Consider the following 20715-nt stretch of genomic DNA (forward strand, 5'->3'; position numbering starts at 1 on the left):
TGACCGTGCTGCGCCTGGACCTACCGCCCACACTGGCCCGATCGATGCGCTCCACGAACATGATCGAGTCGATGATCTCCATCTGCCGCCAGCACTCGACCAACGTCAAGCGCTGGCGCGACGGGCAGATGGCGCTGCGCTGGTGCGCCGCCGGGATGATCGAGGCAGGCAAGCAATGCCGCCGCGTCAACGGCCACCTGCACCTGCCGGCGCTACGCACCGCCCTCGAGCAGGCCACCGCTGCAACTGTCGTACCCGCCGCGCATGATGGGCCCGTCAGCAACGCCGCCTAGTTGATCAACGGGCCGCTACCGAAGTTCCACGGAACTCGGGACATCCTCCAACATTCGTCCAGCGTCGCCCACCAACCCGCCAATCTTTGGCAGACACGCTCTAACCGCCTGCCTTGGTGACGCCGGCGGAACCGCACGGCGAGGGTCGGTCAGGAGCCGCGGGCTCAGCTGACCGGCAGCTCGCTAACGAGGTCCTCGGCGCCGTCGCCCTCGACGATGACCTGCCATGTCCCTGAGGCGTCGAGCTCGATGATGATCTCCCCGGTAGTGCCGGGCTCGACCTCCACCTCGCCGGCAACCGCGCCGGTGGGATCCTTCAGCTCCAGCACCCGATCCTCGGCGGCGTTGTTGGTCAGCTTGAACTCGATCGCCTCGCCCTCCTCGGCGCCGCCGCTGAGGCCGGTGATCGCGGTGCCGTCGGTGGCGAGCTCGATTGCCCGGTCGTAGCCCTCCTCTTCGGCGCTGTCGGCCGACCCGGTGTCCTCGCCGGTGACGGTGACCGTCGTACGGATGCCGTCACCGGTCTGGCCGGGCTTGCACGCCACCTCGTAGGTGCCCGCGGGCAGGGAGGCATGCAGGTCCTGGGAGGTGGCGGGGCCGATGTTCTCGACCTCGCTGACGACCCGGGTGAACTCGCCGTCGTCCTCGCCGTAGACGTAGACCTCGGTGACCGACGACCCCTCGTTGGTGACCGCGAAGGTGACGTCTCCGGCGGCCAGGTCGGTGCGGTCCAGTTGGCAGCTGTCGTCGGAGGCGGTGACGGCGACGGCGGTCTCGGACGCGGCGGCGTCCGGCTCCTGACCGCAGGCGGTGAGCAGCAGGGGCGAGGCCCCCACCAGCAGGACGAGGGCGCGGCGGATCGCCATGGGAGTACTCCGTTTCAGAACGAGGTGCAGGACCCGGTGTGCCGGGCCCTGGCGGACGAGGGAAGGGCGCTCAGCGAGCGGATGACGCCGTCGCCGGTGCCGGCGCGGGAGCTGGGGCGGGGCGCTGCACCGGACGGAGGAACAGGACGAAGACCGGCACGATGTAGGCCAGCCAGGCGATCGCCTGCAGCCAGGTGGTGGCCGGGGTGAAGTTGACCGTGCCGCGCAGCAGGGTGCCGTACCAGCTGTCCGGCGGGACGGCGCCGGAGACGTCGAAGGCCAGGCTGCCCAGGCCGGGCAGGATCGCCGCCTCCTGCAGGTCGTGGACGCCGTAGGACAGCACCCCGGCGGCGACGACGATCAGCACGGCGCCGGTCCAGCGGAAGAACTTGGCCAGGTTGATCCGCAGCGCGCCTCGGTAGAACAGGTAGCCGAGGATCACCGCGGTGACCAGTCCCAGTGCCGCCCCGACGACGGGCTGGCTGTTCTGCCCGGTGGCCTGCACGGCCGACCAGATGAACAGCGCCGTCTCCAGCCCTTCCCGGCCGACGGCGAGGAAGGCGGTCAGCACGAGGGCGCCGGTGCCCATGGCCAGCGCGGCCTCCATCCGGCCCCGGAGCTCGGCCGACAGCGAGCGCGCCGTGCGCCGCATCCAGAAGACCATCCAGGTCACGAAGCCGACCGCGATGATCGACAACGTGCCACCGAAGGCCTCCTGCGCGCGGAAACTGAGCTGGCTGGAGGTGAAGGTGAGCAGGGCGCCGAAGACGAGGCTGAGGGCCACGGCCCCGGCCACGCCCAGCCACACCGGCCCGAGCCGGTCCCGCCGGTCGGACTTGACGAGGTAGGCCACCAGGATGCTGACGACCAGTGCGGCCTCCAGCCCCTCGCGCAGGCCGATCAGGTAGTTCGCGAACACGGTGGGAGCTCCTCGGTCGGGTGAGGCAGAGGTTAGCCTCACCTCATTCGCGGACTCAAGTGTGGGCCCGATGGCGCCCGGTCCCGCGCCCGCTCGAGCGGGACGAGCCGTCGCCGGGCAGGCTGTCGCAGCGAGCCGAACAGCGAGGATGGGGCGAAGGATGAGCGGGTCGCAGGAGCTGCGTGGGACGACCGCGCTGGTGACCGGGGGCAGCAGCGGTCTCGGCCGGGCGACGGCGCTCGCACTGGCCGCGGCCGGCGCGGACGTCGCGGTGCTGGCCCGCGGCTCGGCCGAGCTGGAACAGGCGGCCGAGGAGGTCCGCGCCTCCGGGGTGCGGGCGAGCGCGGCCGTGGTGGACCTGGCCGACGCCGAGGGGATCGAGCGGGCGGTCGGCCAGGTGCGCGCCGAGCTCGGGCCCGTACGTCTGCTGGTCAACGCGGCCGGCACCGATGTCCCGGGGCCGGTGACTGAACTGGACGTCGCCGGCTGGGACCGCGTGCTGGACGTGAACCTGCGGGCGTCGTTCCTGCTGGCCAAGGCGGTGTGGCCGGACATGAGCGAGCGAGGTGGCGGGACGATCGTGAACGTGTCCTCAGTCGCCGGCCGGCGGGGCTGGGCGAATGCCTCGGCCTACTGCGCGGCCAAGTTCGGGTTGACCGGCCTGACGCAGGCCCTCGCCGCGGAGGGCAAGCGGCTCCGCATCCGGGCCTGCGTTCTCTATCCCGGGGCGATGGACACCAGCTGGGGCGTCTGGTCTCCCGAGGACAGACGGGACGGCGCCGCACCGACCGTGCCCGCCGACGCGCTGGCGCCGGACCAGGTGGCCCAGCTGATCACCTGGATCGCCACCGCTCCTCCGGACGTGGTGCTCAACGAGGTCACCGTGACGCCACTGCTCGAGCAGGGCTGGCCCTGACGGGCGGCGCCGAGCACGGCTGGGACGCGCCCCACCCCGCCCGGCGCGGCGATCCCGCCCGGCTCGTGGACGGCGACCGGCTGCGTTCCGCGTTGCAGGCCGGCGCCGTCCTGAGCCCGTTCTGCGCGCTGGAGCCGACCCCGGGACGGCAGTGGGTCAGCTGGGCCGACCTGTTGGCAGACCGGGCCGCGTTCACCAGCCGGGCCGCCGAGGTGACCATGACGCTGTCGGTCGTCGCGGTGCCCGAGGAGCGGGTGGTGGCGTCGCTGGTCCACTTGGGTCTGGTTGCCCGTCTGCTGGCCCCGGCCCTCGGTGCGGCCCTGGCCGGCGGGGTGCTCCCGGTCGTGGCCCCCGACGGCGTCCACGTCCGGCTCGCCGGCGCAAACCCGCTGCCGATGGCACTGACCGATGTCACCGGGGTCGAGGTCGACAGCCCGGCCGCGGTGGCTGATCAGCTGGCCCGGCACTGGCTCACGCCCCTGGTCGCGCCGTGGACGACACTCGTCGCGGCGACGGCCCGGGTGTCCGGACGGGTGCTGGCGGGCAACGTGACGTCCGCGGTCGCCGGGGCGCTGGCCGTCGCGGTGGCCAGACGCCCGGACCTGACCGACCGCTCCGTCGCCGTTCTCGATGCCCTGCTGGTCACCGGGCCGCTCGCCGGCACTGGTGGACGGCGGCCCGGCGGATCGTTCGTGCGGCGCTCCTGCTGCCTGTTTTACCGGCTGCCCGGCGCGGGGACGTGCGGGGACTGCGTGCTCGCCCAGGGCTGAGCGCCTGTGGGGATGCGCCGCGCCGACGTGCACTTGGCCTCAGGTCGGGATGCCCGTAGCGTCCGCCCCGCTGCAGTGCAGGGAAGCCGGTGCGATTCCGGCGCGGTCCTCGCCACTGTCACCGGGGCGCTGCCCGGGAGCCAGACACCGGCTGCAGCACCGCTGCTCCACCTCCACGAGGCATGGAAGAAGGGAACTACCGTCATGACCTCATCCCCGTACGCCCACCCCCGTGTCGCCGTCCCCCGCGTCGCCGTCCCGGCTTGGGCATGGGCCCTCGCCCTGCTCGCGCTGTTCGCGCTCTACCTGCTCGCCCAGGACAACGGCGCGGTGCTGGCCCAGGCCGGCGGCGTGGCTCACGAGCTGTTCCACGACGCACGGCACGCCCTGGGCGTGCCGTGCCACTGACGCACCGCACCGTCGACCGGCTCGGCGGCACGGCAACGGCGCCGCCATTTCCCGCGCTGCTGGGTCGGCTGCTGCTGGGTGGTGTGGTCGCCGGCGTGCTGTCCGGCATCTGGCAGCTGCTCGTCACCGAGCGGGCCATCAGCCCGGCGCTCGCGCTGGAGGAGGCGCGCGGCACCGGCACCGTGGAGGACTCCGGGGAGATGTTCAGCCGGACCACCCAGCTCGTCGGCGGCTTCGTCGGAGCTCTCGTGGCCGCGGTCGGGCTGGCCATCGTCCTGGCCGCTGTCTACGCCGCGCTGCGCCACCGGCTGCCCGGCCGCACGGACGGCAGCCGACTGATCGTGCTGACCGTGATTGGTTTCGCGGTCATCGCCCTGCTCCCAGCGGTCGCGATCCCGGCCAACCCGCCGGCCGTCGGGGACCCCGACACGATCGGGACCCGGACCGCGATCTACGGAGCGGTGCTCGCCGGCGGCATCGTCATCGCGGCGCTGGTCGCCGCCGTGGTCGGTGCGCTGCGACGCCGGGGCACCGACCACACAGCCGTGGCCGCGGCCGGCACCGCGGTCGGCGTCGCCCTGCTGGCGGTGCTGCTGCTGGTGCTGCCGGGCACCCCGGACACCATCCCCGCCGACGTCCCCGCGGACGTGGTCTGGAACTTCCGGCTCGCCTCCCTCGGCCAGCTCGCCATCCTCTGGGCCACACTCGGCCTGGCCGGCGGCTGGTTCGTCGACCGGTTGACCGCCAGCCCGGCCCGCGGCTGAGCGATGCCCTGGCAGGCGTGGGGCGGCTACACGTAACGGCAGACCTCGGCGGGGGTCGCAGCTGTCCGGCTGGACGTCGGTGGCACCGTCGTGCAGCCGGGCCACGGTGGCGCGGAGCTCGAGCAGGTCGGCGATCTGCCGGTTGAGGTCGGCGAGCCAGCGGCCGAGCAGGCGGCCTGGTGGCTGCGTCGGGGACTGGTCCTGCGGCTCGGTGCCTTGCTGCTGTGCTGAAGTTTCAGTCGGCATTGCCGACTGCCGACCGGATGTCAGAGAGCGGCCGCGAGTAGAAAGCCGACGGCGAGAGCCGGCCCGTAAGGGATCATCGTCCGGCGGTCCCCGCCACGTACCACGGTGACCATGGCCTGCGCCACGACGATCAAGATGAACGCGGCGAGACCCAACAGTAGGCCGCGATGAGTGGAGTGGCCGAGGCCGAGTCCGCCCAGCGCCGCCAGGCGGACATCACCGAAGCCCGCGCCTGCGAACCGCCAGCACAGCAGCAAGGTCAGCCCTGACGCCACTGGGGCCACCATGCTGACCAGCAAGCCACGCCAGTCTCCGTACAGGGCCAGTCCGCTGGTCAGGAGCACGAAGGTAACGACGCCAGCCTGCCGGACGAGTGATGTTGGAACCCGCTGAGTCACCGCATCACAGCAGGCCGCCGCGACGAGCCCGGCTCCCCAGAGCAGTAGAGCCGGTGCCAACGCCCAGATGTCCAAGCGCAGGGCTGCCAGCACCGTCGCGGCTCCGGCAGCCGCGCCGCCGATGGCGCCGATCAGCAGCAAGTTCTTGCTGCGCAAGCCCACCCGCTTCAGCTGCAGCAGGCCCCGCGTGGTCAGCGCGGGAGCGACCAGCCCACCGAACAATGCCCCCGCAACCGTGGCGCCCAGCCAAGTGATGGTCATCCGTCGGTGACGGCCTTTCGGCAGGCAGCAGCGCTCAGTCGCTCGCCGCACGGCCTCCTGATCGGCGAGTGCGCAAGAACTCGAGGCTGTGGAAAACCGCTGCGTGGCACAGCAGTGCGATACACCAGACCGGACGAGAAGCGAGATCCTGCCCATCCGGTGTCGCTCGATCGGGTGACTCGGTGGCGAGACCGTTCGCGATGCGTAACGGAACAGGCAATCTCGCTAACCCGAAGCCACGCAAAGGGAGGTGCTCAGACGTGACGGCGACACGACCGGCGGCGGCAGCATTCGCCGTCGTTGTCGGACTGGGCCTCGCTGCGTGCTCGAGCACCTCCAGTAGTCCGATTGCTTCGTCACCTCCAGCGACGTCGAGCGCGTCCTTGTCGAGCGCGACGGAGAGCAGCACGGATCCGGCGGAGGGGGCGAAGGTGCAGGCGGTCGGTCTTATCCCCACCTATCTCCGAACGATCGACGACCTCTACCTGGAGCCCTCGCGTTCCCTCGACGACATCTACGACGTCGCGGTCGCTCCGGAGGCGACCGCCGAGGCCACGGCGATCGAGACATTTCGTGCCCAGGGGTACCGCCAGGTCGGGCGGTCGCAGTTGGTGACGACGTCCGCCAGCAGCGTCGACCTCACGAACGATCCGGCCGCCTCTCCGTCGCCGGTGCTCCCCAACGTCGTCGTCACCGCCTGCGTCGACGTGAGCCAGGTGCAGGCGATTGACCAGAGCGGGACGTCGGTCGTTCCACCTGACCGCCCGAGGTACCTCGTCCAACGGCTGACTGTGGTGAACACCAACTACCCCGACGCGACTTCGTGGCGGGTCAGCGCAGCTCCCAACGCTCAGGCGCAGTCATGCGACGGTTAGCGCTCGTTCTGGTCAGCGCGCTGCTCGGCGTCGGCGTCTTCTCCGTCTCCCCAGCGGTTGCCTCAGCCGACCCGGTCACGTGCCAGCAGTACGACTCGCACGGCATCTGCGTCGTGAGGGCCGAATCGGCCGGATCCAGTACGGAGCCGTCAACAGAGCCGGCCGCGGCAGGGCCCGACAGAGCCCGTCGGTGGCCCGCTGCACGCTCGACCCCTCCGGCGCCGTCGTCCCCTGCCAGTACGGCGAAGCGTGGTGGGTGCAGAGCATGCAGTGCTACGCCCAGGCTCTGCCCGAGCAGCCTGCCAAGGACTCACCCGTCTGGGGTGGACACACGGACGGCGCCATCTACCTGTGCACCTTCTACTCGGGTGGCCACACCCTCCCCGGCACGAGCGGATTCTCGTTCTGGTCCGCGACCGCACCGGCCGGTCCGTCCGCCGTGGACCCCGCGGTGCTCGCCGAGCAGGCGTTGCGAACCCTGACGATCCCCACGCCGACGACCGGGCGGTATCCAGCCGGGACCCTTCAGGACGGTCAGGCCTTCACAGTGGTCAAGGCGTACACGTGGTTCTGGACCGACCCTGACTCCTTCAAGGCGATGACCGCCCGAGCGGATGCCGGCGGCGTGTGGTCGCGGGTGACGGTCGAGCCGACATCCCTGTCTTTCACGCCCGGCGACGGGGCAGCCGCTGTGTCCTGCCCGGGCCCAGGCGTGGCCTGGCAGCGGACGGACGGCGTCTGGGCGCAGTCCCCGGCGGGGTGCGACTACCAGTATCCGCACTCCTCGATCCACCAGCCCGACCGTGAGGTGACGGCCGTGTACGGCATCCAGTGGTCCGTCGCATGGACGTCGTCGACGGGAGCCAGCGGCACGCTGCCCCAGCTGACCACGACGTCGAACGCGACTTTCGCTGTCGCTGAAGTCCAGGCGGTGGTCACCCGGTGACGGGGTGGGTCGATGAGGCGGTGAAGCAAGCTGGTCGCTTCCCGGCGCCGACGCCGCCGCCGGACGCGGCCGCGCCATCGTCGGCTCCTCCGTTGCCCAGCGCAGCGGCGAGACGACGCGTCAGCCGCAAGTCGTTGGCTCTCAGCGTGCTGACCGTGTTGCTCGGCGGCCTCATCGCCTTTGCTGCCGGCCGGATGCTCACCGCCCAGACCGCGGTGCTGGCGGTCGCCCAGGACGTGCAAGTGGGGTCGACGATCACAGCGGACGACCTGACCACCGCGAACGTCACCTCGGACCCGAACCTGTCGCCGATCCCGGCGTCACAGCAGCCCCAGATCGTCGGGATGGTCGCGCAGGTCCCGCTGGTTCGAGGCGGGCTGTTGACGCGTGCCCAGGTTGGCACGGGCAGTGGGCTCACGGCGGGAGAGCTGCTGGTAGCCCTGCCGTTGAAGGAGGGTCAGTTCCCGGCACGGGGGCTGACTCCTGGACAGCAGGTCCTGATCGTGCCGACGCCCGGCGCCACTGGCTCCACCAGTGCAACCGGGACAGCGGAAAGGACCGAGAGGCCGACCGAGGCGACCGTCGCCGAAGTGGGGGAGGCAAACCCGACCACCCAGGTGACGGTGGTCGACGTGCGGCTCCGTGAAGACGACGGGGCGACGGTGGCCCAGCTCGCCTCGACCGGAAACCTGGCCTTGATCCTTCTGCCGGCGGGTGGGTGATCGATGCTCATCGCGCTCACCTCCGGCAAGGCAGCACCCGGCGTGACCACGTCGACCTGGGCGCTGGCCCTGTCCTGGCCCAGGCCGTTGCTGGTCGTCGACTGCGATCCGGCCGGCGGGGACATGGCTCCCGGGATGCTGGCCGGCCGGGTCAGCGTCGACCGCGGCTTGCTGTCCTGGTCGACCGCCGCCCGCCATGACCTGTCGGAGACGGCGGCCGCCATGCTTCTCACCGAGCACGCGGTGCAGGTTCCTGAGCAACCGCAGGTGTTGTTGATCCCCGGCTTCGCGACGGCTACGCAGGGCAGCTCGTTCAGCACCGAGGTCTGGGAGCGGCTCGCGGTGGCCCTCGCACGGTCCGCAGCTCCCCTCGGGCGAGACATCCTGGTGGACGCCGGGCGCCTGGTCGCTGATCGAGGTTGCTGGCCGGTGCTGCCGCGGATCGGGTCCTGGTGGCAGTGCGCCGCAGCGTGCGGTCGGTGCATGCGGCACAGGACGCCAGCCAACGGTTGCGTCAGCAGCTCGGTGATCTGTCGACGGTGTCCGCGCTGGTCGTCGGGGACGGCCCCTACTCCGCAGGCGAGGTGGCCAAGGCCCTGCAGCTGCCTCTCGCCGGGGTGCTGCCCGACGACCGGACCGCAGCAGCGGTCCTGTCCGACGCGGGCACGGCGAGCCTCAAGACCATGCGGCGTTCAGCGCTGTTGCGTGCGGCGACGTCCTTGGCTGTCCAGCTGGTCGCCTCCACGGAGCATGTTGCCGCTGCCGAGGCGGTGGCCGGTTGACTCCCCTGGACACACGGGCGCCGTGGCCGTCAGCATTGACGCAGGAACTTCAGGGACCCGAGTCAGCGTCCGACGTGACGGTCGAGGCCCTGGCGCTCACCGATGCCGAGTACCGCGTCGTGGCCGAACTCCGCGACAGGGTGTCGACGCGGCTGACAGCGGAGGACAGGAACTACACAGCGGGTCCACGACGGGAGCTGACCAAGCAGCTGATCCGCGACGAGTACGACCAGTGGCTGCTGCACGAGGCACACCGGGGGCGGACGGCCCCGGCGGTGACCACCGAGGACAGCATCTTCGCCGCCGTCCTGGCGGACCTCGACGGGCTGGGGCGGCTGGCGCCGTTGCTCTCTCGCACCGACGTGGAGGACATCCACTTCGAGGGGTGCGACCCGACCATGCTGCGCAGGGTCGACGGACAGCTGGTGCCCGGGCCACCGATCGCATCCAGCGACGAAGAACTCGAGCAGCTGCTGCGTTCCATCGGGTCACGCTCGGACGGCGGGCAGACCAGCCGGGAGTTCTCCTCGGCCAGTCCCATCCTCAACGTGCGGCTGCAAGGAGTCACCGAGTTGGGCGCCCGGCTCCAGGCGGCGATGGACGTGCTGCCGCGCCCGGCCGGGGTGATCCGCGTGCACCGGTTCAGCGATCCGAGCCTGGACGATCTGCACCGGTTGAGGATGGTCGACTCCCCGGTGCGGGCCTTCCTGCACGCAGCGGTCGAAGCAGGGGTGTCCCCACTGGTCACCGGTGCGCCGGGCGTCGGCAAGACCACGCTGCTGCGGGCCCTGGGCAATGCGATTCCGTGGAACAACGTCGTCATCACGGTGGAGGACGAGCGAGAGCTCGGCCTTCACCTGCCCCGCTGGGATCCCGACCGACAGCAACTGGTCAAGCGGCACGCCGTGTGCCGGCCGTTCGAATCGCGGCTGCCCAACGCCGAGGGCCGCGGTGGCTTCGACATGGGGGATGCGCTGCACCTGGCGCTGCGGGCGTCCCCGACCTGGGTGCTGGTGGGCGAGGTCCGCGGCGCCTACGTCACCTCACTCCTCGAGGCCGCGACCAGTGGCATCGCCTCGGTGATGTGCACCATCCACTCGCCGTCGGCGGAAGGCGTCTTCGACAAGGTGCTCATCAATGCGCTGAAGGCCAATCCCACTCCGTCGCCGGAACTGGTCTTGCGCTCGCTGGCCGCCCTCGGCCTGGTCGTACACGTGCATCGCAACCGTGGGTTCTCCCGGTTCGTCTCCGGCATCTACGAGCTGGGCGCGATCGGTGACTCCGGTCGACCGGACCTGAAGCCGATCTTTGCGCCGCGTCCTGGCGACGGGCGTGCTCAGGCCACCGGGCCAGGAATGCTCAGCGAGTGCCTGGCAGAGCGGCTGAGCGCGGTCGGCTTCGACCCGAACTGGCTGCACCCGGACGCATCAGACTGGCCCAGCAGCCTTCGCCACAAGGAGCGGGCGTCGTGACGGCCGGAACGCTGCTGCTGATTCTGGGCGGGTTGCTCATCTCGGCCGGCCTGGTCGCCGCCGCCGCGGCGGTCCGAGGTGTCAGCGTCCTGCCCGCCGCCTCCCCATCGGCGCGGCCATCCTTTCGTTGGCGGCCCACCCGGCTGCATCTCGGCGCCCTGGCCGCCGGGGTGCTGATTCTGCTGATCACCGGCTGGCCTGTCGCCGCGCTCGCCGCTGCCGGCGGTGTCGTGTTCATCCCCACGGTGCTCGGCGGCGGCAAGGCGTCCCAGCAGATGATCGCCACCTCGGAGGCGTTGGCGGATTGGACACGACGGCTGGCCGACCTGATCAGCTCCGGCGCCGCCGGCTCGACCCGGGACGCGCTGCGCCGCTCGCTGAGCTCCGCGCCGGCAACTATCACTCCGGCTGTCACCAACCTCGTGACGCGGATGGGACCGCAAGGCGTAGAGCCGGCGTTGCGTCAGTTCGCCCGCGAGGTGGACGACCCCGCCGCCGACAAGATCGCCATGGTGCTCATACTGCGGGAGCGCAACGGCGGTCCCGGTCTGGCCGAGGTCCTCACCGCGCTCGCCGCCGACCTCGACGAACGGTCCCGGATGGTCCGTGAGGTGGAGGCCGAACGGGCCAAACCGCGGGCGAACATGCGCACCATCGTGGTGTCCACGCTGGTCCTGGTCATCGGCATGGTGCTCTTCGCCCGGACATTCCTGTCGGGCTACTCGACGGCCGTCGGGCAGGTGGCGCTGCTGCTGGACTTCGTGATCTTCGGGACGGCGCTGCGGTGGATGCGTCGCCTGTCCGAACCGCCGACGCCACCGCGCGTGCTCATCGACCCCGGACTGGCCACGGTGAACCGGTGACCGGGTTACAGGCGGCCACCCTGGCCGGCATGCTCGTGGCACTCGGTCTGGTCTTCGCCGTCCGCGCGTCACGTCCCGCCCCGCCGTCGCTGTCCGCCGCGCTCGAGCAGCTCTCGGCGAGCCCGACCGTCCAAGCCGCGCCCACGCCGGCATCGACCCCGTTGACCCCGGCGGCGAGCCAGTGGGACTGGTTGCCACCCTCGCTGGCCCGCACCGTTGACGAACACCTCGGCGTCTCCGAGGCTGACCTGAACATCATCGGGCGGACCCGCACTCAGCTGGCCGCGCGGAAGCTCACTCTGTCCCTGACCGGGCTTCTCGCTCCCGCGCTGTTCGGGCTGGTGCTCGCGCTGCTCGACGTCCCGCTGCCCTTCGTCCTCCCCGGCGTCTTGAGCGTGGCCCTCGCCGCCGTCGGGTGGCTGCTGCCCTCGGCCGAGGCGAGAGAAGCGGCCAGGCACGCACGAGCCGAGTTCCGCAGCAACCTCGAGTCGTTCCTCACCCTGGTGGCCGGTGAACGTCGAGCGCGAGGCTCGGTCGAGCAGGCCCTCGAAGAGGCAGCGGAGGTATCGGGCAGCGTGCCCTTCGTCCGCATGCACCGCGCCATCCGACGCGCGGCGCTGTCCGGTCGCAAACCGTGGACCGACCTGCGCGACCTCGGCGACGACATCGATGTTGCCGAGCTGCGCAGCCTCGCCGACATCGCAGCGGTCGCCGCTGACGGGGCGTCGGTCTACAACACGCTGCTGGCCAGCGCCCGCACCCTGCGACACACCGAGTTGTCCGACGCCCGGAGCCAGGCCAACGAGATCAGCGAGCGGATGTCGCGCCCGCTGGCGCTGCTGGTCACCGGACTGACCTTTTTCGTGCTCGTTCCCTTCCTGCTCCGCATGTTCGCCGTCACGTCCTGACTGCACCGTCTACCGAAAGGCTCTCCATGTTCCAGTCCCCGATCCGTGACCGAAGCCCGCGGGTGGTCGGCATCCTGTCCGTCACGCTGTACGCCACGGCCGTTTCCGTTCTCAGTTGGCTGCGTGCGGACGACGTCACCGATGATCGGGGTTCGGACTCCTCGGAGAAGGCGTTCATGGTGATCCTGGCCATCGCCCTCGGGGGTGCAGTCACTGCGGCAGCGGTGGCGTTCGTGTCCAGCAAGACGGCGCTGTTCCAGTAGACGGGACCGCCAGGGCCCATGCCTGTGTCACGCACTCGGAAGCGGACGGCAGCACCGCCGTGCGGTTCTTCGTTGCGCCCCAGCACCCGCGGCTCGCGCGACGGTGGGGAGCGCGGCTCGTCGAGCCTCGAGTTTGCGATCTTGTTTCCTGTCATCGTCGCTCTGCTGTTCGCCGGTCCGCAGTTGGCGCTGTGGTACTTCGCCCGCGAGGCAGCCGATGCTGCAGCCCAAGCCGGCGCGCGAGCCGGCAGCGTGCTCGAGGCGCCCGGGGGAGTGGGTCAGGAAGCGGCGGACGACTATCTGGCCCGGCTCGGGACCGGAGCCATCACCCGCTACTCGGTGAGCGAGCAGACAACGGGTACCACCGTGTCGGTGCACGTCAGCGCGGACGTGCCCAACGTGATCCCGCTGCCGGGCTTCAGTCCGACTGTCGAGGTGACGGTGGTGCGAGGCAGGGAACGCTTCACCACGCCGGACTCGCCATGACTCACCGCAGGCAGTCGGCCCGCCTTCGTCGTGGTCATCGCCGCGTAGACGACCGTGGCTCCGAGTCGGTGGAGCTGGCCATCCTGCTGCCCGTCGGCATCCTCGTGTTGGCGATGCTGGTGATCGGTGCCCGCATCGCGCTGGCCGGCGGGAGCATCAGCGGCGTCGCCGGGATCGCCGCGCGGGACGCGTCGCTTGCCCGGTCCAGCATTGCGGCCCAGCAGGTGGCCACAGCCAGTGCCACCAGCGCGCTGGCCAGTCGGGACCTGCACTGTTCCGACGTCCAGGTGACCGTGGACGCCTCGGGGTTCAACAACGCCCCGGGCAGTTTCGCGTCGGTCACCGTGGCGGTGACGTGCACCGTTGAACTGTCGGACATCGGCGTCGCCGGACTGCCGGGCTCACGGACCCTTCGTGACACGGCCACCAGTCCGCTCGACCCGGCGCGGGATCTCTCGTGACCCGTGTCTTGCAGGGGCGCACCCCACTGCGGGGGAACGAGCAGGAGCAGGGGTCGGTGGCTGTGCTGTTCTGCTTCATCGTGCTGATCGCCGGCATCCTGGTGACCGCGCTTGTCGACACCGGCACCGCCATCCAGGCCGCCAACCGCGCCGACACCTACTCGGCGGAAGCTGCGCGGGCAGCGAGCATCGCGGTCGGCCCGGTGCCCACCGGTGGTCCCGCGGACGTCCAGTTGGCGACGACTGCGGCCCGCACCTACCTGGAAGAGGCCGGGGCAATCGGAGCGGTCAACGTGCTCGGGCATGGACTCGTCCAGGTGAGCGTCACCGTCTCCGCCTCCACCCCGCTGCTCGGGATCTCGGTCAGCCAGACCCGCACGCACACCGCGCAGCTGCAGGTCGGCGTCACCTCGGGGGAGGGAGTCTCGTGACCTCCGCCGTCCGGCTGCTCAGGGCAGCAGGTGCGCTGACCGTGCTCGTCGCCGTCAGCGCGGGCGTGCCGGTGCTGCTCACCGCTCTGCACCTGGTGCCGCACGGGCTGCCGTCCCTCGACGAGGTCGGCGCAATGTTGAAGGCCCGGGACGACGGACAGCTGGTCCAGGTCGTCCTCGCCGCAGGGGCCTGGGTGTGCTGGGCGCTCTTTACCGCCTCGACGGTGGCGGAGGTCGTCGCCCTGATCCGGGCACGGCCCGCGACCGCGCTTCCGGGGCTGGGGATCTTCCAGCAGGCCGCGGCCGCACTGCTCGCTGCGGTCGTGGTCGGGATGACGGTTGCCCCGGCCGTCGCGGGCACCTCCGTGTCCGGCACCGCGGCCACCCACCCGCCCTTACCGATCGCGGCCCTCCCCGGCGTCCTGTCCGAGACGGCGGGGCCACACCTCGGCGCACCCGGCATCCAGACGGTGCCCGACTCTTCAGCGCATGAGGAGTCGGTGCCTCTGCCGTCGAACACGTACGAGGTCCGCCGGCGCGACACTCTCTGGGCGTTGGCCGAGCGCTACCTCGGGAATCCGCTGCGCTATCCGGAAATCGTCAAGCTGAACCCGACCGCCATCGGTGCGGACAACAAAATTGTCGCCGGCACGGTGCTGGTCCTGCCGTCGGACGCAACGGGGCTGACGCCCGCCGGAGCCAGCCCAGGACCCGCCGCACCTTCCGCGGTCGAAGAGGTCACCGTCGAGCCGGGGGACACCCTATGGGGCATCGCGGAGGAAGTGACCGGAGACGGACAGAACTGGCGGCAAGCCTGGGAGGCCAACCGGGGAAGGACCGAACCGGGAGGAGAAGTCTTCACCGATCCCTCGCTGATCCAACCGGGATGGGCACTGAGCATCCCGACATCGGACGGCGGGCCGGCGCCCGACCCCGTGCCCTCGACACCGCAACCGACCGTGCCGGGGCCGGATCCCGCACCGACGCCGTCCGAACCGACCGGATCGGACCCCAGCGAGTCGACCACGGCGTCGCCGGCGCCGGCCACCACGGCCCCGACGTCTCCCGGCAGTACCGCACCGAGCGCCGGACCATCACCCACCCAAGTCGGAGCTCCGACGGCGGCCACGTCCGACGTGCCGATGGTCGCCTACACGGGCGGTGGCGTCCTGCTGGCCGGGATCTCACTGATGGCGTTGATGCGCTACCGGCGACGGCAGCTCCGGCAGCGGCGTCCCGGTCGACTGATCAGCCCCACGCCATCAGAGCTCCTGCACGTTGAGCGGGCACTGCAGTCGGTAGGCAGCGCGGACGTCACCTGGCTGGACCAGGCGTTGCGCAGCCTGGTGCAGGTCCTGGCGAAGGTCGAGGGTGCCCGGCTGCCCGACGTGCTCGCCGCGTGCATGACGGACGACGTCCTGACCCTCGTGCTCACCGGTCCGGCGCCGCACGCTCCGGAGCCGTGGACGGTCAATGAGGCGGGCACCCGCTGGTCCATCCGGCGGGGTGACCCGCTGACCTACGACGAGCGCCGGCGCGCCCATTTCTTCGCTCCGTTCCCCACGCTCGCCTCGGTGGGCTCCACGGCTGAGGGGGAGCACTGGCTGCTCGACCTGGAACGGATCGCGGCCACGTCCTTGACCGGTGACGTCGATCGCAGCCTGGACCTCCTTCGGTTCCTGGCCGCTGAACTCGCCCACAACACCTGGTCGGAGATGCTTCAGGTGACCTTGGTCGGGTTCGGGGAGGAGCTGGCGCAAATAAATCCCGACCGGTTGACTTACAGCGAGGACGTCGACAAGGCGATCGCAGCGGCCACTGGCCAGCTGGAGTCGGTGACCGGGGCCATGCGGTTCGCCGACACCGATGTGCTCGCGGGTCGGCTGCACGACATCGCGGCCGATGCGTGGGCCCCGCACGTCCTGCTCATCGCCCCGGCTGCAGGCGAGACGAGCGCCGAACTGGAGCCGCTGCTGACTGCACTAAAGCGGCAGTCTTCGCGCAGCGCGGTGGCAGTGGTGTTGGCCACCGACTCCGACCGAGCCGACGACGTCCGATGGCAGCTGAGCATCGACGACGCCGGCGTTCTCCGCATCCCCGCGTTGGACCTCGAGCTACGTGCCCAACAACTCTCGGCCGAGGAGGCCACCTCGCTGGCCCAAATGCTGGCGCTGGCCGCGGTCACCGAGGACCGCCCCATCCCGGCGGCTCATGGACACCAGCCCTGGGATCAGCACGCGGACGCCTGCGGCGGGCTTCGAGTCGACGTAGCCAACGCGTCGCGGCTGCAGCCATCCGAGCGCGACCTGGCCGACGTGGCCGACGGCGAGCCAGCGCCGGGTCTGGCCGATCCGTCCGCGGGCACGGCGAACTCGGTCCTGCCGCTGCCTATGCAGTCCTACCTGGACCACGCCGCGACCACCGAGCTCGACCTGCGGGCTCTGGCCCCCGCCACCGACGACGGTGTCCGTCGCCAGGTCGAGAGGGCCGATCCCGACTTGGACGGCGACCTGTCGGACTGGGCCGATCCCTCGTCGCCGCGGCCGAAGTTGACGTTGCTCGGCCCGGTCCGAGTTCGGGCGCAGGGCTCACTGCCTGAGCGCAATCCGCGACGGCAGTTCTACACCGAGATCGTCGCCTACTTGGCGACTCGACCCGACGGTGTGATCAGCGAGCGCTACGCCACCGCGATCTGGCCCGACGAACCGGACGTCGTCGGCAAGACCAAGGTGCGTCAGTCCATCTCCGTCGTCCGAGCGTGGCTCGGCACCGAACCGGCGACCGGCGCTGACTACCTGCCGTCGGGACTCACCGCCGCCGCGGCCGGGCGCTACCGCATAGACAACATCCTGATTGACGCCGAGTTGTTCCGGCGATTGCGGGTCCGTGGCCTAGCCCGCAGAGCGGAAGGCATCGCCGACCTCAGCGCTGCCCTCGACCTGGTGAGCGGCCGCCCCTTCGACGTGCCGGCACCGCGGCGCGGCGCCGCCGGCGGTTATAGCTGGCTTGTCGACGAGAGCTCCCGGCTCGATCACGAGTACGCCGCGATGATCGTCGACGTCGCGCACACCGTCGCCACCCACCACCTCGCTGCCGGCGAACCGGGGCTCGCCGCGGCTGCGGCCCAGGTGGCGCTGAGAGCGGGAAGCTTTGAGGATGTGCCGCTGCTGGATCTGGTCGCTGCTTGCGACGCCCAGGGCAACCGAGCCGCGGCCGACGCCTACGTCGCTCGGATCCTGGCGAACCACGATGCCGAGGTAGAGGAAGACCTGCCACCACGGACGGCTGAAATTCTGTACAGGCGACAGTGGACCGATCGAGCGGGTTGATGCTGTCCCGGGTGCAATCCTCGCTCGGTTCCCGGCACAGCCAGCGATGACCCTAGATGGTGTCGAGTCCGGCTGGGCGAAAATCGGGGCGCGCCCAGACGCAGCGCAAAGGGACCCTCGCAGCGACGCCGGTGAAGCGTGCGATCACGGACGCCGCTGAGCCGCGGTGAGTGGGGGCTGGTCCTGTTCGGGGTCGGCGGAGCCATCGCCACCGTGGCAGCCGTGGTACTCGCGGTCGTTTCTTGGTGGCCGGGAGATCCCGCGACCGCGTTCTACCTCCTGCGCCGTGGCCGCTGCACCATGGTCGAGATCGGCGACGCCGGCCACGAGGTCGTGCTCGCGTCTCTGCACCCCTGACGAAGCTTCGGCGACCTCGCCCCGCGGGCTCAGACCCTCCAACCGATGACCTTGCGGGAAGAGACCCCGGGGAGGTCGTCTCCATCGACGCCGGCACGCTTGGTCGACTGCTGGCCGCTCACCTGGAACTCTCCCGGCTGCCTGCGGCCCCGCGGATTACTCGGCGAACGTCCGTCCACGCGGCTCCCAGCGGAGAAGTGCCGTGATCTGCTGGCAGCAGCCGGCGTGCGGCTGCTGCCGGTCCTGCGGGCGAGCAGTATGCCGGGACCACCTGACGACCCGGCCCTACCCGATCGCCGTCTGGCGCGGTTGGCCAGACCGCCGACCGCGGACCCTCGCCGTCGAGGACCCCTTCTCCTGCGGCGCCTGCACTCCACGACCCGACCCGGTCGACCTACCCGAACTCGATCAGTAGGACGGCAAGTCCTTAGATAACGTCCTTTATCTGAGGGTCGCCCCGGTGTTTGACTGGCTGGATGCCCATGCCACTGACGACGGCCCGGTTGACGCTCATGCCGTGGTCGCTTGCGACCGAGGCGTACAAGGATGGTCTCGTCACGGCGTGGGACGATCCCGAGGTCTGGCGGTACGTCGGAGCGGGCCGCGACGGTTTCACCCGCGCCGATCTCGATGGCGCCCTCGAGCGAGCGGCCGAGCGGGGATCGCTCGACGACGAGCTCCTCGTCGTCCGTACCTCCGACGACACCGTCCTCGGGACCTGCGGCCTGTACCCGTCATCGGTCGACGGCGGCGACCCGGACGAAACAGACCTCGGCTACCGGTACGGCCGTCTGTCCTGGGGCCAGGGCTACGGGCTCGAGGCGGCGGCCGAGGTGATGCGCTGGGCCGTGGAGGAGTGGGGTCTCAACCGGGTCGGCAGCAACGCGCAGACACCGAACGTGGCCAGCCACAGGATCCTCCGGCGCCTCGGGTTCACGTTCACCGAGACACGTGCTGTCCCGAAGGACCCGACGCGCACCACGGACTGGTACGTCTGGACAGCGTAGGAGGCGCGCCGGCGAGCGCGGGCCGGTCGTCGCCGCCTACAGCCATGTCCCGAAAACGACCGTCTGCCGGGACACCCCACCGTTCCACTTACAATCTATTTCATGGTGGTGCGCGTCGTTCCCGAGCATTCCAAAAGCGCTGTCGCCCGCGCGAGCAAGCTCGTCGGTAAGGGAAATGGCACGCCTGCCGAGCTCCAAGAGGCAAGGGCGGTCCTGAGCAACTTCCGCAGCGCGCACGCGTTCCCCCTCAACGCCGTGACGGTGACCGTTAGGCAGAAGGCTCTCCTGGTGAAGCCGAACGCAGTGGTGGCACAGAGGCTCAAGCGGCTCCCCACCATCCTCGACAAGCTCACCCGCCATCCGACGATGAGCGTCACCACCATGCACGACCTGGGTGGCTGTCGAGTCGTTTTCGAATCGGTGGATGAGGTCGACCAGCTTGTGAACGAGCTCAGCGACCTGCCGCGAGCGAGAAATCGTGTCAAACGCGTCTACGACTACCTCCACAGCGACCCGGGCCCGAAGGAATCCGGCTACCGGGGGGTGCACCTTGCCTATGAGTACCGCGCCTCGAAGCCGGAGTATCACGGTCTGCGGATCGAGCTACAGATCCGCACGCAGCTCCAGCACGCCTGGGCGACCGCGGTCGAGACCATGGATCTCTTCTCCGGCAGCGAGCTCAAGTACGGGAAGGGGGAGCCCGAGGTCATTCGCTTCTTCGTCCTCGTCAGTTCTCTTATGGCGCGAGAGGAGGGCACGTCCTCGGTCCCGGGCGCCGAGGAGGCGGCCGGGGTCCTGTTGGCCGAGCTGACGGATCTGGAGAGCCACTTGGGCATCGTTGGGCGGCTGCGGGGCTACGCAGCCATCGTCGGTGATCACGCGACCAACGACCGCCGCAACGCGTTGACCCTAGAGCTCCGACGAAAGGAGGGTGCGCTGACGGTGACAGTTCACGAGACGATGGCCGAGGCCGAGGCGCGCCTCACGGAATTGGAATCCCGCGACGACGACGACTTGGACGCCGTGCTCGTCAACATCGCCCGCATCGGCCAGCTGCAGGCCGCGTATCCGAACTACTACGCCGACACGACAGTATTCACCAACTTTGTGACATCACGCATTGCGGACCGCGCGCTGTGAGTGATCCGTACCGGACCGGCCGGCCAACCGGTCTGGCATTTCCGGTTGGTTGAGGTATTCGACCGCTACGACGCACAAGTAAGGAACGCCCTGTGGCTCGAAGGACAACGATCTTGCTCGAAGACGACCTGACCGGCGAGGTGCTCGATGAAGGCCGCGGGGAAACCCTGACTTTCTCGCTGGACGGTCAGAGCTATGAGATCGACCTGTCGGGGGACAACGCCGCGCAGCTGCGGGCTGACCTGCGCCGCTATGTCGACGCCGGCCGGGTAACCAGCACAACTCGGGGCGGTACATCGGGCCGCCGCGCGACCGCTGGCGGCTCCGCGGCTTCGGTCCGCAAGGACACCGGGGCGATCCGCACCTGGGCCCGGGAGAACGGCCACGAGGTATCCGAGCGGGGACGGATTCCGTCCTCCGTGGTCGAGGCCTACGACGCGGCGCACTGACCTACCCGCTGACCGGACTCCGCCGCCGCGGAGCGATCAGCACACCGGCCGGTATTCGACCTGGCGTTCGATTTGGTGGTCGACGGCTGACCATGAGCGCCGTCCGAGGATGTCCCGAGTTCCGTGGAACTTCGGTAGCGGCCCGTTGATCAACTAGGCGGCGTTGCTGACGGGCCCATCATGCGCGGCGGGTACGACAGTTGCAGCGGTGGCCTGCTCGAGGGCGGTGCGTAGCGCCGGCAGGTGCAGGTGGCCGTTGACGCGGCGGAACTGCTTGCCGGCCTCGACCATCCCGGCGGCGCACCAGCGCAGCGCCATCTGCCCGTCGCGCCAGCGCTTGACGTTGCCGGCGTGATCCCGGCAGATGGAGATCATCGACTCGA

General features: G+C 70.4%; 23 protein-coding genes, 2 pseudogenes and 1 riboswitch. Of the genes and pseudogenes, 21 read left to right on the plus strand and 4 right to left on the minus strand.

Annotated elements, in window-relative coordinates:
- Positions 1-293, plus strand: a pseudogene (locus tag BLW04_RS21715) (IS256 family transposase); the annotation flags it as partial.
- 164 nt (positions 294-457) lie between these two features.
- Here the strand turns inward: BLW04_RS21715 and BLW04_RS21720 are convergent.
- Positions 458-1159: a cupredoxin domain-containing protein gene (locus BLW04_RS21720; protein WP_091547341.1), complete on the minus strand. Its 702-nt coding sequence runs from the start codon at positions 1157-1159 to the stop codon at positions 458-460.
- A gap of 70 nt (positions 1160-1229) precedes the next feature.
- Entirely contained in the window at positions 1230-2078 is an 849-nt protein-coding gene (efeU, locus tag BLW04_RS21725) for an iron uptake transporter permease EfeU (RefSeq protein WP_091547344.1), read from the minus strand.
- Between the two features lie 160 nt (positions 2079-2238).
- Here efeU and BLW04_RS21730 point away from each other — a divergent pair, with 160 nt between their 5' ends.
- The 4 genes from BLW04_RS21730 to BLW04_RS21745 all read left to right on the plus strand — a co-directional run bounded on the left by BLW04_RS21730 (position 2239) and on the right by BLW04_RS21745 (position 4936).
- Positions 2239-2994 carry an SDR family oxidoreductase gene (locus BLW04_RS21730; RefSeq protein ID WP_217631180.1) on the plus strand — a complete coding sequence of 252 codons (756 nt, stop codon included), beginning with the start codon at positions 2239-2241 and terminating at the stop codon, positions 2992-2994.
- A gap of 65 nt (positions 2995-3059) precedes the next feature.
- Complete coding sequence (locus tag BLW04_RS21735; RefSeq protein WP_091547348.1) at positions 3060-3764, plus strand: (2Fe-2S)-binding protein; 705 nt, start codon at positions 3060-3062, stop codon at positions 3762-3764.
- Between the two features lie 80 nt (positions 3765-3844).
- Positions 3845-3913, plus strand: a riboswitch (cobalamin riboswitch).
- A gap of 55 nt (positions 3914-3968) precedes the next feature.
- On the plus strand, positions 3969-4172 hold the full coding sequence (locus BLW04_RS21740; RefSeq protein ID WP_091547350.1) for a CbtB-domain containing protein: 204 nt from the start codon (positions 3969-3971) through the stop codon (positions 4170-4172).
- Complete coding sequence (locus tag BLW04_RS21745; protein WP_091547353.1) at positions 4163-4936, plus strand: CbtA family protein; 774 nt, start codon at positions 4163-4165, stop codon at positions 4934-4936. The genes BLW04_RS21740 and BLW04_RS21745 overlap by 10 nt, the downstream gene beginning before the upstream one ends.
- Before the next feature lie 266 nt (positions 4937-5202).
- Here the strand turns inward: BLW04_RS21745 and BLW04_RS21750 are convergent, their stop codons facing one another.
- The gene (locus BLW04_RS21750) at positions 5203-5802 is read right to left on the minus strand and encodes an A24 family peptidase (protein ID WP_254781867.1); all 600 of its coding nucleotides are present in this window, start codon (positions 5800-5802) and stop codon (positions 5203-5205) included.
- Between the two features lie 422 nt (positions 5803-6224).
- Here BLW04_RS21750 and BLW04_RS21755 point away from each other — a divergent pair, with 422 nt between their 5' ends.
- From BLW04_RS21755 to BLW04_RS21835, 16 genes are all read left to right on the plus strand, one after another.
- A complete protein-coding gene (locus BLW04_RS21755) occupies positions 6225-6716 on the plus strand; it encodes a hypothetical protein (RefSeq protein WP_254781868.1) in 492 nt (163 codons plus the stop codon).
- A 190-nt stretch (positions 6717-6906) separates the two neighbouring features.
- Positions 6907-7662 carry a hypothetical protein gene (locus tag BLW04_RS21760; protein WP_254781869.1) on the plus strand — a complete coding sequence of 252 codons (756 nt, stop codon included), beginning with the start codon at positions 6907-6909 and terminating at the stop codon, positions 7660-7662.
- Positions 7663-7817: 155 nt separating this feature from the next.
- Positions 7818-8384, plus strand: coding sequence for an SAF domain-containing protein (locus BLW04_RS21765; RefSeq protein ID WP_254781870.1), 567 nt, complete (start codon positions 7818-7820; stop codon positions 8382-8384).
- A gap of 479 nt (positions 8385-8863) precedes the next feature.
- Positions 8864-9166 carry a hypothetical protein gene (locus BLW04_RS28810; RefSeq protein ID WP_254781871.1) on the plus strand — a complete coding sequence of 101 codons (303 nt, stop codon included), beginning with the start codon at positions 8864-8866 and terminating at the stop codon, positions 9164-9166.
- 74 nt (positions 9167-9240) lie between these two features.
- Positions 9241-10638, plus strand: coding sequence for a CpaF family protein (locus BLW04_RS21775; protein WP_254781872.1), 1398 nt, complete (start codon positions 9241-9243; stop codon positions 10636-10638).
- On the plus strand, positions 10635-11501 hold the full coding sequence (locus BLW04_RS21780; protein ID WP_091547357.1) for a type II secretion system F family protein: 867 nt from the start codon (positions 10635-10637) through the stop codon (positions 11499-11501). Before BLW04_RS21775 ends, BLW04_RS21780 begins: the two co-directional genes overlap by 4 nt.
- Positions 11498-12409 (plus strand): type II secretion system F family protein, encoded by a 912-nt coding sequence (locus tag BLW04_RS21785; protein WP_091547359.1) that lies wholly within the window; start codon positions 11498-11500, stop codon positions 12407-12409. The genes BLW04_RS21780 and BLW04_RS21785 overlap by 4 nt, the downstream gene beginning before the upstream one ends.
- Positions 12410-12435: 26 nt before the next feature.
- Entirely contained in the window at positions 12436-12672 is a 237-nt protein-coding gene (locus BLW04_RS21790) for a hypothetical protein (protein WP_091547361.1), read from the plus strand.
- Between the two features lie 72 nt (positions 12673-12744).
- Positions 12745-13158, plus strand: coding sequence for a TadE family protein (locus tag BLW04_RS21795; protein ID WP_254781873.1), 414 nt, complete (start codon positions 12745-12747; stop codon positions 13156-13158).
- Between the two features lie 68 nt (positions 13159-13226).
- Positions 13227-13619 carry a pilus assembly protein TadE gene (locus tag BLW04_RS21800; protein WP_254781874.1) on the plus strand — a complete coding sequence of 131 codons (393 nt, stop codon included), beginning with the start codon at positions 13227-13229 and terminating at the stop codon, positions 13617-13619.
- Positions 13616-14050: a hypothetical protein gene (locus BLW04_RS21805; protein ID WP_254781875.1), complete on the plus strand. Its 435-nt coding sequence runs from the start codon at positions 13616-13618 to the stop codon at positions 14048-14050. The genes BLW04_RS21800 and BLW04_RS21805 overlap by 4 nt, the downstream gene beginning before the upstream one ends.
- Entirely contained in the window at positions 14047-17379 is a 3333-nt protein-coding gene (locus tag BLW04_RS21810; protein ID WP_091547367.1) for a LysM peptidoglycan-binding domain-containing protein, read from the plus strand. The genes BLW04_RS21805 and BLW04_RS21810 overlap by 4 nt, the downstream gene beginning before the upstream one ends.
- A 138-nt stretch (positions 17380-17517) precedes the next feature.
- Positions 17518-17736: a cyclic nucleotide-binding domain-containing protein gene (locus tag BLW04_RS21815; RefSeq protein WP_091547369.1), complete on the plus strand. Its 219-nt coding sequence runs from the start codon at positions 17518-17520 to the stop codon at positions 17734-17736.
- A gap of 476 nt (positions 17737-18212) precedes the next feature.
- Positions 18213-18743, plus strand: a complete 531-nt coding sequence (locus tag BLW04_RS21825) for a GNAT family N-acetyltransferase (protein ID WP_091547374.1) — start codon at positions 18213-18215, stop codon at positions 18741-18743.
- A 102-nt stretch (positions 18744-18845) separates the two neighbouring features.
- Complete coding sequence (locus BLW04_RS21830; RefSeq protein WP_091547377.1) at positions 18846-19883, plus strand: RelA/SpoT domain-containing protein; 1038 nt, start codon at positions 18846-18848, stop codon at positions 19881-19883.
- A gap of 92 nt (positions 19884-19975) precedes the next feature.
- Positions 19976-20332 (plus strand): histone-like nucleoid-structuring protein Lsr2, encoded by a 357-nt coding sequence (locus tag BLW04_RS21835; protein WP_091547379.1) that lies wholly within the window; start codon positions 19976-19978, stop codon positions 20330-20332.
- Between the two features lie 153 nt (positions 20333-20485).
- Here BLW04_RS21835 and BLW04_RS21840 read toward each other — a convergent pair.
- Positions 20486-20715, minus strand: a pseudogene (locus BLW04_RS21840) (IS256 family transposase); the annotation flags it as partial.

Origin of the sequence: Modestobacter sp. DSM 44400 (genome assembly GCF_900107175.1) — a bacterium.
In the GTDB taxonomy this organism is placed as follows: Bacteria; Actinomycetota; Actinomycetes; order Mycobacteriales; family Geodermatophilaceae; genus Modestobacter.